Source organism: Leptolyngbya sp. FACHB-321 (genome assembly GCF_014695975.1).
Classification (GTDB): Bacteria; Cyanobacteriota; Cyanobacteriia; order Leptolyngbyales; family Leptolyngbyaceae; genus Stenomitos.
In genome coordinates this window covers 24,811-38,138 of record NZ_JACJPI010000061.1, presented here as the reverse complement: position 1 = coordinate 38,138, position 13,328 = coordinate 24,811, and the positions used below count along the sequence as shown (strand labels likewise).

General features: G+C 50.4%; 8 protein-coding genes. 5 read left to right on the top strand and 3 right to left on the bottom strand.

All coding sequences use genetic code 11. The annotated features are described in order from the left end of the window. Positions 1–10: 10 nt before the first annotated feature. Complete coding sequence (locus H6F76_RS14920) at positions 11–1,978, bottom strand: methyl-accepting chemotaxis protein (protein WP_190509355.1); 1,968 nt, start codon at positions 1,976–1,978, stop codon at positions 11–13. Positions 1,979–2,171: 193 nt separating this feature from the next. On the opposite strand from H6F76_RS14920, the gene H6F76_RS14915 reads away from it, so the two are divergent. Then, the gene (locus H6F76_RS14915) at positions 2,172–2,399 is read left to right on the top strand and encodes a hypothetical protein (RefSeq protein WP_190509526.1); all 228 of its coding nucleotides are present in this window, start codon (positions 2,172–2,174) and stop codon (positions 2,397–2,399) included. A 55-nt stretch (positions 2,400–2,454) separates the two neighbouring features. On the opposite strand, the gene H6F76_RS14910 is transcribed toward H6F76_RS14915, so the two are convergent. Both H6F76_RS14910 and H6F76_RS14905 read right to left on the bottom strand, forming a co-directional pair. Continuing rightward, positions 2,455–3,399 (bottom strand): peptidoglycan recognition family protein, encoded by a 945-nt coding sequence (locus H6F76_RS14910; RefSeq protein ID WP_190509353.1) that lies wholly within the window; start codon positions 3,397–3,399, stop codon positions 2,455–2,457. Between the two features lie 66 nt (positions 3,400–3,465). Further along, positions 3,466–7,773 (bottom strand): NB-ARC domain-containing protein, encoded by a 4,308-nt coding sequence (locus H6F76_RS14905; protein ID WP_190509351.1) that lies wholly within the window; start codon positions 7,771–7,773, stop codon positions 3,466–3,468. 511 nt (positions 7,774–8,284) lie between these two features. On the opposite strand from H6F76_RS14905, the gene H6F76_RS14900 reads away from it, so the two are divergent. The 4 genes from H6F76_RS14900 to H6F76_RS14885 all read left to right on the top strand — a co-directional run bounded on the left by H6F76_RS14900 (position 8,285) and on the right by H6F76_RS14885 (position 13,308). After that, on the top strand, positions 8,285–9,478 hold the full coding sequence (locus H6F76_RS14900) for a BMP family ABC transporter substrate-binding protein (protein ID WP_347276035.1): 1,194 nt from the start codon (positions 8,285–8,287) through the stop codon (positions 9,476–9,478). Positions 9,479–9,481: 3 nt separating this feature from the next. Continuing rightward, positions 9,482–10,624, top strand: coding sequence for an ABC transporter permease (locus H6F76_RS14895; RefSeq protein WP_190509348.1), 1,143 nt, complete (start codon positions 9,482–9,484; stop codon positions 10,622–10,624). Positions 10,625–10,705: 81 nt separating this feature from the next. Then, positions 10,706–11,656 carry an ABC transporter permease gene (locus tag H6F76_RS14890; protein WP_190509346.1) on the top strand — a complete coding sequence of 317 codons (951 nt, stop codon included), beginning with the start codon at positions 10,706–10,708 and terminating at the stop codon, positions 11,654–11,656. 86 nt (positions 11,657–11,742) lie between these two features. Next, a complete protein-coding gene (locus H6F76_RS14885; protein ID WP_190509344.1) occupies positions 11,743–13,308 on the top strand; it encodes an ABC transporter ATP-binding protein in 1,566 nt (521 codons plus the stop codon). The last annotated feature ends 20 nt before the right edge of the window (positions 13,309–13,328 follow it).

Below are 13,328 nucleotides of genomic sequence, written 5' to 3'. Positions count from 1 at the left end.
AGACTTGATTCTATTGTTCACTGGTAGCTTGCTTCAGAGCATTCATCGCACTGACAACTTGCTGAATTGCGATCGCCTGCTGCCTAGCCGTAAAAGAAATTTGTTGGCTATTGATGGTAATCGTTTGTACAGCGACGACAATCTCTTCAACTGTTTTGTGACCTTGAGCCGATACAGTCACGGTTGCCTTTGTTGCTTTTTGAATACCTAAGACCAGTTCACTAATTTGCTCGGCTGCTTTGTGGCTTCTATCGGCTAGTTTCCGAATCTCAGCAGCAACAACCGCAAAACCTTTACCGTTTTCACCTGCCCGCACCGCTTCTACAGCAGCATTAAGCGCCAACATATTGGTCTGAGTTGCTAAGTCGCTGACCAGGTTTGAAATCGTATTAATCTGAGTTGTTTGTTCTTCAAAATGCAAAATTTGCTTACTAATTTGTTCGACCTTCGCTTTGAGGCTAGACGCATTTCTGGAATTCTGTTCTTGCTCATCCCCGTCAATCAACATGAGAACCTGTCGTGCTCCTGTGGCAGACGCTTCGGCTTGGGCAACGGCTTGACGAGCAGAGGCATCTAACTCATCCATCGTGGCAGTCGTTTGATTAACTGAAATAGACTGTCGCTCTAAAGTCCTCTGCAATTCTGTGGTTCTTGCGGCTACCTCTTGTGCCATCGTGTTAAAGGCTTGAGCCAACTGCCCTAGCTCATCTTGGCTACTGCCATCAAGCATGATCTGAAAATCTCCCGTTGCAACGCGATTGGTTGCAGCCGTGATTTCTTTTAAGGGATCTGAAATGCGCCGCCGTAGAACCCAAAAGACGATCGCTACAACAACTAAGAGAGAACCAATGCCCAAAAGCAAGGTAAAGCGAGCAAGTGCGAGTGCTTCTTCGGCTAAAAGTGACTTTGGTAAAACGGTAACAAAATACCACTCAGGACCCTGTAGTGTCGTGACAGCTAGATAGTCACTCTCTTGTGGATTGTCGATAATTACTTGATCAGCCGCTTTATTTTTGACTGATTCAAAGATACGTTTTAGCTGAGCATCGCCTGATTCCGAAATGTTAAAAGCCCCCTTTCGTTCCTGAATCTCCTTCATTAATTTTGGATGAGCAATCAAACGACCATCTTTGCGAAAGATCAAGTTATACCCTCCCTCAACATGCTTCTCGATCGTTCGCTTAAACAAATCACTTAGCAACACATCTTGCCCAAGCGTGCCGATAATTTTGTCGTTGATATAGATTGGAGTCACGCAAGAAAGAATCCAGATTTTAGCAACGCCATCAAGTTGTGCGCCTGACCAAACTGTTTTTCTATCTGGATTATTTTTCTCATCGCCTACCCATACATATTCCTCTTTTGATAAGTCAAACCCAGCCGGGGCATCCTGTGCCCAAGTTGGATAGTCAGGCCAGTAGATAACAGCAATGTTCTCCGGCATGTTTAAATAAAGGTCTGGAAAGCGGTTGTGCCAGGGAGGACCGTAAGCATTAATTAAATCGTAGGAAGTAACGACACGGCGGCGAATATCATCATTGATTAAAACTGACTTGTCAATAAAGACCCCAGCTTGCCGTTTGCCATCAAAAAGGTTTGGTCGATTGCGGGTGACATCATCAGGAAACCGCATAAATAATTGATCAAAACGGGCGTTTAAATTCGAGCGATCGACACTTTGCAGCCGTCGCAGCCACTCGTCCTTAAAGATAGTGTGGTTATCTTCTGCCATTAAGAAAATGCTTTGTTCTCGTTGGCCTCGCTCGATCACATGGGCTTTAAGTTGCTCTAAAGTTTGAGATTTAAGAGTAGAAACACTTTGAAAGTAGCTAACGGCTGTAGAACCTACAATGACAGTCGTAACACAGGTCGCAATTTGAATAAGTGTGCGACGAGCAAGTGAGCTTTTCGTTTTAACAGTGTTTTGTAGTTTCTGATTCTGCAATTCTTCCTTGAATAGTGGTTGAGGAACAAACATTTTTTAGTTGTGCAGGTGTTCTATAGAACTAAGTTGCCCACCCCCTATCAAGAACCAACAAATACTTACACTTTGAAATAAGGCAGCAATCTGTGTGATTGTGTCAAAATCAACAGAACCAAAAACTCCAATGACGATCGCAATTTAGTTTGGGGCTATAGCAGTCGAAGAGAACGTCGGACAGACGTAAACCTTGAAGCTTCCTTTGAGCAAAGGCTTCTATTCATCCCTTATCCTTCATCCTTTTGCTGTAGACATTCTCAGCGTGACTGAAGATGCTTTGATTTCGGCTAGGCGCTTTTTAAGCTGGCTGGTGCAGATGCAACAGGTGCAGCGACTCGACGATAGCAATCTGCTCATCGCTCAACTAGATTTGCAGCTCACGCCTATGCTTAGGATGACGGGTTTAATTTCAGCCTGAGCTACTAGTTTTAGAAGGCAGAAGGCTAAGGGCTAAAGGCTAAGGGCTAAAGGCGCTATACAGGAGGAGTACAACGAATCGCAATTTCAGCCCTGCGAGGCTGTGCGTTCAGCAATGAGAAAAAGGTGGTATCGCTAAAGCTGCGGGGATCGATGCGTGATCGTGAGCGATCGACTGCTTTATGCGTTGTAATTCTCTCGTCAGCAACCCCTGTTTTGGCAACCAACCAGCTAAGAGCTTGATACTGGGCTAGCGTATAACCACTGTGCGAATAACCGTTATTGCTGCCGTCATAGGGCGTTTCGAGAGAGATATGGTAAGCAAAATTATTGACCGATCCGGGAAACTTGGCATTGGTTCTTACCGTTTCAGCCCCAGACGTACCCATAAAAACAGAATTACCTGCGCCATACGCCCGTTTGTCGGGTGGCACCAGATAAACAACCGTGCCATCCAGCTTAATTAAAGCGTGATAGCTGACCTGATCATTATCATTCGGATGGAACGCCCGAAAAAGGTTGAGGGCACTGCTAGCAGTGCCAACGGTTTCGTGTAGAACAACGATCGGCTCCAGAGTGGCAGGCTTACCATTGACATCAGCGAGATAGCGATCGCCATAGTTTGTCGGATCAACAAAGGCAATTTCCTCGCGGGGCGCATAGCCGTTAGAAACTGGATCACTTCCTGGCATTGCTTTATCGTTCACCAAAGATGCGCTGTTAGACTCTTGCCGAAAGCGTGACAGAGGGAAAGAGCCACTGGCAAGCAGTTGCGCCCGACGCTGCAACATTTCTTGTCTCCGTGCGCGTGCCGTTCCTTTTGTCGGCTGTATGAGGCAAGCAGTGGAGGCGTACCCCGATCGCAATGCTGCTGGAGCCAACGTGGATGTAGGCGTACCATCTTGAGCCGTTGCCAACTGGCGGCGATCGTTAACAGCCAGGATAAAGGTCGTCAGGCACAATGCAATCAATGCGATCGTCAGCAAAAGTCTTCGTTTCATTGTCGTTCGTTGTAGACAGTCATTGAGTCAGTAAGGGAGTCAGTGATGCCGCGATCAGGTAACGGGTTAACGGTATGGGGCATTGCTGCCAAGAGGTTCTGGTGCAGCAGCATGGTCGATCGCCCCTAGTAGCTTTAACGTCTCTTTCTGAGCGGCAGTCAACCCTGTCGCCCCTGTAATATCAGCCTTTTCACACGGTCTCTCCACCCTCAATGTTTCTAAACACGTTGCCGTTTGCTCATCCCATAGTTTTACTGTGCCATCCTGACTACAACTTGCCAGCACACCAGCAGGGCTGTAAGCAAGAAAGCGTACCCAGTTTTGATGCCCGTAGAAAGTTTGGAGCAAGGGAGGTGCGGGGAGAGTCGTGCAGGGAGAGGCATGAGGAGTATTTTGAGTTAATGCTGGCGGCTGGTGGTTGATGTCTGAAAGATCCCAGCACTTGATGATGCCATCACCACCACTACTGGCAAGTACGCGATCATCCGGACTAAAGGTCACAGCCAGCACTAGATTCGAGTGTGCCTGAAAGGTGTGCAGGCGATCGCCCGTTGCGATTTCCCACACAATTACGATGCCGTTAGAATCACCACTTGCTAACAGCGTGCCATCGGCATTAAACGCAATACAGCGAATCCAACCTGTATGACCATACAGTGTGTTGAGAGGCAGCACGGCAACGCTAGCTGATCCGGTTATTGCATCCAGCACAGGCGCTTGAGTTGTTACTGCCCAGAGGCGAATGGTCTGGTCTTGGCTGCCGCTAGCCAGAAGTTGGCGATCGTGCCTTGCCACAGCAGCTTTTTTAGATGCCATTACAGGGAACCCAGGCGCAAAAGCAACCGCGCAGACTCCGCTCTCGTGTCCCTTTAAACTGTGATGACAAGCGCCAAACGGTTGATACCAGAGGCGAATCGTACCATCCAGGCTACCGCTAGCGACACTTTGACCATCGGCGCTAAAGGCAACCGACCAGACCGCGTGAGTATGTCCGGTAAGGGTAAGGGGTGAGGAGTAAGGCGGTGAAGGGATAAGGGAGTGAAGAGATAAGTTCTTCCTGGTTACCGGTTGGCTGCCAAGCTGAGAAACATCCCACAGGCGCACCGTGCCATCTTCGCTGCCGCTAGCAATGGCTTGACCATCTGGGCTAAAGGCAACTGACCAGACCCAACTGGTATGTCCGGTGAGAGTATGAGGCGAGTGGGTAGGTTGCGCCCTTGCTCCCGCCGCCGCCTCTACCCCCTCTGCCGCCTCTGCTCCCTGCCTCCTGATTCCTGCCAGATTCCAAAGTCGAATCAGCCGATCTTGCCCACCACTGACTAGGGTTTGACCATCGGGGCTGAAGGCGATCGACCAAACGCCGCTGTTATAACCTTGCAGCAACCGTAGGCATTGGTTCGTCTGGCTATCCCAAAGCCGCACGGACTGATCCTCGCTACCACTAGCTAGAAGGCAACCATCAGGGCTAAACGCGACGGCAGAAATCCAACTGGTGTGCCCTTGCAAGACCCGCAGACAATCGCCGCTATGGTTCCATAAGCGGATGGTGCGATCGTCGCTCCCGCTAACTAGCCAAGTACCCGCCCGATCACTAGTGGGGGCAGCAAAGGCAAGCGCTCGTACGGCTGCTGCATGCCCAACGAGTGTTTTGTAGCAGTGCTGTGTTTGGACATCCCACAGTTTGATGGTGCGATCGCTGCTGCTGCTTGCCAACACTTGACCATCTGGGCTGAAGGCGATCGACCAGATCCAGTCAGTGTGTCCCGTAAGGGTAAGGAGCGAAGGGTGAAGGGGCGCAAAAGTGAGGGGATTGTTACTGCGTAGTAAAGGCTCTGCTGGGTCTTGATTTCCCTGACTACTGACCGCTGATGGCTGATGGCTTACCGCCGACCGTTGATTACCCAACGCTGAGACATCCCATAATTTGATGGTGCGATCGTAGCTGCCGCTAGCAAGTAGGCGACCATCGGGGCTAAAGGCAACGGAATGCACTTCGTCGGTATGGTCTGAGAGAACAGCAGTGAGTGTGCCAGTGGCTACGTGCCAAATGTGGATCTGTGGATCTTCATTACCGCTGGCAAGATGGGTGCCAGTGGGGCTAAACGCTAGAGAAAAGACGCGGCTGGTGTAACCTTTAAGCGTCTGCACGCATTCGCCTGTTTGCAGATCCCACAGGTGAATCGTGCCGTTAGCGCTACTGGCAAGCAGACAGTTGTCGGGACTAAAAGCAACCGACCATGCCCATCCGTCTTTAGCTTTACAAGTCAGGAGCTTTTTGCCATCTGCAACTCGCCAGATATGGACTTCATAGCTAATATCACTCGCTGCCAGCAGTTTGCCATCAGGGCTAAAGGCAACCGCTAGAATTTGGCTGAAGGTTTCGGTAAAAACAGACTGACTGAGATCAGAGTAAGAAAAATTGGTGCCATGCAGGTTTACTTTTTGCAGGTAGGCTTGCCAGAGGGTGAGATGGGAAAAGTCACGATCGCGCAAGGTCTTGCCGGGTTGAGCGCCATCCTCTTGCACAGTCTGAAGCTGGCAGAGCAGATTGATGACATTGCCACCGATATAGCCGATCGTTTGGGGTGGTTTGCCTCGCATTTTCTCTAGGAGCTGCATCAGGCAATGGTCTAGCTCCAGTCGGGTGCTGGTAGTAAGGAGACGATCAACGATCGGCTTGAGCAGCAAACGTATCTGCGTTTCACGCACGTAATCTTTTGCCTGTGCTTTGATCAACGCATGAGAGCGGAGTAAGGGTGTGGCGGGAAGTTTTGAGTTTTGCTTGCGACCTGAGCTTGAGCTGAAGGGAGTTTTGAGTTGATTTTCGGTTCCTGTCTCTCTTTCTCTAAGGTGATTAGCGCCTACTTCACCGATGGAGCCAATCACTTCAACTCCCCATGACCCAGTTTCTATCCCTTTAATCTCCTCATACACGCCCTCGATCAGTCGCTCGGTCATATACTCCATCACGACTGGTTGCAGTGTGAAGCGATTACCGTTTTTCTCAATTAAAGAGCGGCGTTCAAGTGCAGTGAGGGTGTCAAGCAGGTGAGAAGGAGAACTAAGGGACAAGCAGTCTGACTGGAGTTCGGCAAAAAGCCCGGGTTCACGGTTGATGGTGAGCCAGAGCATGACCTGCTGCTCGAGGTCTGACAGGCGACCGATTTGGCGTGCTAGCAAATCTCGAATATCGCCAAACACAGAGCTGCCTTGCTGAGAAAACTCTAGAAACTGCGTGAGATTGCCATCAAAAAAATCGGCGATCGCCGTTGCTACAATTTTCAGCGCTAAGGGATTACCTGCATAGTGGTTGACCAGCGTTTGCCATTCGACCGCAGAACCAGAAAACGTACCTTTGACGCTTAAAAGTTCGCGTCCAATGGCGGGGGTTAAACCAGAAAGCTGGAGCGATCGCACTGGCAAGCTATCACCTTCTCTAGGAGCAAACCCCTTCGGTTTTTCGCGGCTAGTAATTAGCAGGCAGCTTTGATGTGGGGTTTCGCCAACGCAGCGCAAAAGCTGACCATAGCCTTCGTACCCTGGCTGATAGCCACCCTCGCGATCGCCCGCCTGCATAATCGTTTCGGCATTATCCAAAACCAATAGGCAGCGATGCACCCTTAAAGACTGCAAGAGCCGCAAGATCTGCTGGTCTAGCGTTTCGGTGTCCGTCAAGAGGGCTTGCACTGCTTGATTGGCAACAAGCTGAAGGAGATCGTTCAGCAAACTGCGAACAGGTGGGGCATTGCGGAGCGATCGCCAGATCACATACTCAAACTCATCCTGAATTTGCGTTGCCAACCGTACAGACAAGGACGTTTTGCCGATACCGCCCATCCCAAATAAGCCAATTAGACGGCATCGATCGGTCATTACCCACCGTTCTAGCGTCGTCAGCTCAGTCGATCGCCCATAAAAAACCGAGACATCGCTGGCTTCGCCCCAGTCAGTGTGAGGAAGTGGGGAGTGGGGAGTAGAGAGTGGGAAGAGTTTTGAGGTTTGAGTCGCGCTTTGCGCCGCTGCGCTAGAGCGTTCTGAGTTGATGCTAACCGCTGACCGCTGACTGCTGACCGCTAAAGACTGACCGATGCCTTCTGCCTTTTGCCTTCTGCCTCCTGCCTCCTGCCCCACATATCGCTTTAAAGTGATGTGGAGATTACTCTTGCTAACCTTCTCTCCTAAAGCGTTTGAGAGCGATCGCCAGAGGTGGGAGCCAGTTTGTTTGATATAACCAACTTCGTAGCCTGCGTCTTTGGCAATCTCTTGATACGACAGCTCGTCCCACGTTTGTCGAAGCACGATCGCCTGCAAGCGGCTCAAACCTTCGTCGCTTAAAATGTCTTCGACAAGTCTGAGTGCTTCATCAGCAGTCATAGCTGAACAAACGCCCCCAAAACAAACAATTTTTCAATGTCTTACCGTTTGGTAAACAACTCTTGAGCTGTTAGCAGGTGCGTCAGTGCAATTGCAAAGAAAGCGATCGTGGCTCAAAAACGGTTCTTAGCTAGTTTCTCAACTGTTTGTTACAGGTGGTCCCAGCAGTCGTTCTGGCTGTTAAAGTGCTGGCAGACTAAACCTAAAGACCACTTAAATCTCTAGTGTCGTTGCTTTTCGCTTCCACATCCTATGAGCTTCCGGCTCTCCGCTTTGTCATACTAATGACATTCTTCTCACTTTATACACACCTTTAACGAACCCTGCTGGAACCGCTAACTGTAAAATCTGGCACATATCGAGTTTTTTTTTTCTCATAGGCTGACAGACAACTTCACTACTATTAGCTGATTAATTGCTGCTACAGCCTTCCTGATCGCCCCTTCACTACACTTTGTTTGTTGCGCCTTCATAGCCCCCGCCACCACTGTTTCTCAGGAGAATTCAGAACGTGACCACGAAGAGATCTTTATATGTTCCCCGTCGCCAGGTGATTCGGGGTTTGATGGCAACTGCTGCCTTTGGTGCTACATCTAAGTTATGGACTGGATGCTCCTCCGAAACGCCTCAAACGCAAGCAAGTAGCGGTGGTACAGCCAGCCCCGTTTCCGACAAGCCGATCGTGATCGGCTTTATCTACAACGCGCCTAAAGATGACTACGGCTGGAATCAGGCGCAGGCAAAGGGTGCTGCTGCGATCGCCAGCATTCCCGGCATCAAAATTGTGGAGCAGGAAAGCGTACCTGAAACCAAAGAAGTTCAGGAAGTCATGCGGAACATGATTGACCAGAATGGAGCAACCGTCGTTGTTCCTACCTCGTTTGGCTATTTCGATCCCCATGTCTTAGCTGTCGCTAAAGACTATCCAGAAGTGCAGTTTCTCCACTCTGGTACGCTCTGGAAAGAAGGTTTGCCAAACAACGTTGGCAGCTATTTTGCGTTGCTCGACGAGGGGCAATACCTCGCTGGACGCATCGCTGCCCAAGCAACTAAGACAGGCAAACTGGGTTTCGTTGGCGCGAAACCCATCAATCCGGTTTTGCGGAACATTAACAGCTTTATCCTAGGTGCCCGCAGCATCAAGCCCGATCTCAAGTTGCAAGTGATCTTTACAGGCGATTGGTCACTACCAGTGAAAGAGGCAGAAGCCACTAACTCTCTAGCAGACCAGGGTGTGGATGTTGTCGGCGTACATGTAGACAGCCCCAAAGTAGTCATCGAAACGGCTGAGAAACGCGGCATTTTTTCGACTGGTCTCCACTCTGATCAATCAGCGCTGGCTCCTAAGGGCTATCTGACTGGCACGATGTACAACTGGGCAACAATCCATAAGCAATATGTTGAGTTGCTTAAAGCAGGCAAAACTCTGATGAATGGCGGCATTCCGCATCAGGTTATTGGTGGTTTGAAGGAAGATTTCATCAGTCTGGCAACGTTTGGTCCAGCCGTGTCAGCCGCCATCAAAACGGATGTTGACGCGACGAAAGCGAAGATTGTCGATGAGTCCCTCGCAGTCTACAAAGGCTCGATCAAGGACAACACGGGTGCAGTGAAGATTCCAGCAGGCACCTTCTATAAAGTCACGGATGTAGCACCGACTGAGATCAATTGGTTGGCTGAAGGTGTTATTGGGAAGGTAAGTTAACTGATGGCACTGAGTCGTTCTAATTGGCGATCGACTGCCGAGTCGATTTGCATCCCCGTGGGTGCGTTGGTAGTGGCACTGGTTCTGTTTGGGGTCTTTTGCGCCATCTGTGGCAAAAATCCTTTTCTCGTTTATGGCGCAATCTACAAGTCAGCGTTTGGCAACTGGCGTTCCTTTCAGGGCACATTGTTACGCGCTGCACCGTTGATGCTGACTGCCCTTTGTACGGCTTTGCCTGCTCGTCTAGGGCTGATGGTGATCGGCAACGAGGGTGCCTTAGTCATGGGTGGGATTGGCGCTGCCATCTTCGGGCTTTTGTTGTCCTACGGTACTGTGCTGCCGTCACCCGATCAGGTGCAGAACCTTCTGGGCTTGCCGCCGCTTGTGGTGCAGCTTGGCATGGCGCTGGGCGGCATTCTCTTTGGTGGCATATGGATTGCGATCGTTGGTGCGTTGCGCCACTACCGAGCCGTCAACGAAACCATCAGCAGTCTGTTGATGAATTACATCGCGATCGCCCTGCTCAACCACCTGGTCGAGGGTCCGATGAAAGACCCGGCATCGCTGAACAAGCCTTCTAGCTTTCCCATTCCAGAGCTTTACCAGATTGGGAATATTTCCTCAACTCGGATTCACTACGGCTTGATTTACGGCATCATTGCGTGCGCGATCGCCTACTTCTTGATCCAACACACAACCTTTGGGTTTGCTGCCCGTACTGCCGGTGGCAACGTCAAAGCCGCTCGTATTGCTGGGCTACCTGTTGGCAAGCTCACCATTATCATCTGCTTTCTGGCAGGCTCCTGCGCGGGCTTGGCTGGCATGGTTGAGGTTGCAGCCGTTCAGGGTCAGGCAAATGCCTCGATCGTCGCAGGCTACGGCTATGCAGGCATTCTGGTTGCCTTTGTTTCCCGTTACAATCCCCTGGCGGCTGGTCTGGTTGCGGTTTTGTTAGGCGGCATCATCGCTAGCGGCGGCGCACTCCAGCGATCGTTCAACATGCCCGATGCCACCGTTTTGGTCTTTCAAGGCATCGTGTTCATCATCGTTCTTTACAGCGAGTCGCTCTACGGACGGCTAAAGCTTTTCAAAGAGCCAGAGCTAAAAGGCACGCCACCCGCGACGGCAACAGCGGCAACGCTTTAGGAGAAAAGGATGAAAGCTAAAAGCTAAAAATTTTAGCCTTTATCCTTTTCTCATTTCATCAACCTTGTTCGGAGTACTGTCATGGCAACGGAAGCATTAGGCGCATGGGGTGTAGTACTGGGGATTTTTGCAGGTACGCTGCGGGGTAGTGCCCCCTTCCTGTTTGTGAGTCTGGGCGAGTGTCTGACTGAAAAGAGCGGCAAGATCAACCTGGGACTGGAAGGAACGCTGCTGACAGGAGCAATGAGCGCCTATGCTGTCTCCTACCTGCTAGAAGATAAGGTGGGTGCTGCGCTGTCTCCCTGGATTGGCGTTTTAGTGGCAGGTCTTGCTGGTATGGGGCTGGGCTTCATTCATGCCTGGCTATCGCAACAGCCAAAGGTAAATGACATCGCAGTTGGCATCGCCATGATTATTTTTGGCAGTGGGATTGCGTTCTTTTTAGGCAAGCCGTTTATTCAGCCCAAAGCCCCACCGCTGCCCACGATCGACCTTGGTAACTGGAGCAATATTCCCGCCGTGCAGTCTGCTCTCAAAATTAGCCCACTGTTTGTCCTGGGTGTGGCGATCGCTCCCCTCATGTTCTGGTTTTTCAAGTCTACGCGCTGGGGGCTGTTCATTCGTGCGGTTGGCGATAGTCCCGATGCAGCGCTGGCGATGGGAATGTCCATTTCTAAGGTGCGGATGCTCTGCATTGTAGCGGGTAGCTTTCTCGCTGGTATTGGGGGTGCATCGCTCTCCCTTTACTATCCGGGTTTATGGTCTGAAAGTATTTCTAGCGGTCAGGGGTTGATGGCAGTGGCACTCGTGATCTTTGCCCGTTGGAATCCCATTCAGTGCCTCTGGGCATCTCTCTTTTTTGGCGGTGCTCAAGCGGTGGGTCCCGCATTGCAATCAGTCGGTATTGAGCAAGGACGTTACCTGTTTAACGCAGCACCGTATGTTTTGACGTTGCTGATTATGATCATCACCTGCTCCCCCAAGAAAACGCTGTCTGGGGCACCAGGCGCTCTGGGAACTATTAATGGCTAAGGCGATTAGTACTTAAGGCGATCGTGCCCCACTGAGTTATTCATCATCCATCCAGCATCAGCAAGCTTACATCTCCAGGAGGCAGCATGACAGAAGTTGCAGACCCTTTGACCCGTACTTCAACAAACAACGCCCATGCCCTAATGAGTCCGCCTGACCTGGAAGTAGTCAGTATGACCAAACGGTTCGGCTCGTTCACAGCGTTGGAAGCTGTTTCGATGAAGCTGAAGCCTGGAACCTTTCATGCGCTGCTGGGAGAAAACGGTGCGGGCAAAAGTACGCTCGTTAAGTGCATTATGGGCTTCTACACTCCAACAACGGGTGAGGTGCGGATTGATGGTCAAGCGCGGACAATCAGTAGCCCTCGTGATGCTCATACTTATGGCATTGGCATGGTGTATCAGCACTTTACGTCCGTTCCTGCTATGACGGTGGCTGAGAACCTGGTCTTATCTCGTTTTGACAACACCAACATCATTAACTGGAAGAAAGAGTTTGAAGCGCTGACCGCGTTTATGGAAACTGCACCCTTCAAAGTGCCTCTTGAAATGACGATCGCTCAGCTTGCAGCAGGGCAAAAGCAAAAACTCGAAATCCTTAAGCAACTGTATCTTCAAAGCAAGATTCTCATTCTGGATGAACCAACGTCTGTCCTTACGCCTGCCGAAGCCGATGAAGTGCTGGGTTTGATTCGAGAACAGGTGACAGATGGCAAATTGAGCGTTTTAATGATCAGCCACAAATTCCGCGAAGTCACTGCGTTTGCAGATGAAATTACAGTGCTTCGCAAGGGCAAATTTGCAGGTAATGGCAGAGTAAAAGACATGACCGTCTCTGAAATGGCGGAGATGATGATGGGTGAAAAACGAGAACCACAAAAGGTTGAAAAAACCATTCATAGTGATCCTGCTGTGGTACTTCAGATCAAAAATCTTCATGCAAACAAAGATAATGGTTTAGAAGCTGTTGGTGGCGTAAATTTGACCGTTCACAGTGGTGAAGTAGTGGGGATCGCAGGGATTTCTGGTAACGGTCAGCGCGAACTGGTAGAAGTGCTGGCAGGTCAGCGTCCAGCGACTGCTGGTGAAGTGCTGGTCGATGGCAAAATCTACAGGATGACTCGCGCTGAAATGTTCAAGAATCGCGTGTTTGTTCTACCGGAAGAACCCCTCCGTAATGCCTGTGTAGCTCATATGAGCGTGGCTGAGAACCTGGCGCTGCGTACCTTCGATCGCTCACCCCAGGCAAAAGGTATCCTGCTCATCTTTAAAGCAATCCGCGAGATGGCAGTAGGTTTAATCAGTTCCTTCAAAATCAAAACACCTTCGCCAGACACACCTGTCGGCAACCTTTCTGGTGGTAACGTTCAAAGAACTGTCCTGGCACGCGAACTGTCCGAAGATCACATCAAGTTACTCATTGCCGCTAACCCCTGCTTTGGTCTGGACTTTGCGATGGTGGACTACATTCACGGACAAATTCTCGAAGCCCGTAATCGAGGTGTTGCTGTGTTGCTAGTGAGTGAAGATTTGGATGAGTTGCTGAAGCTCTCCGATCGCATTTTTGTCATCAGCGGCGGCACCTTTGCCTACGAAAGTAAGATCGAGGATGCTGATTTTGCGTCGATCGGTCAAAGCATGGCAGGGCACTAGAAGCATTCAGCGTTTAGCTG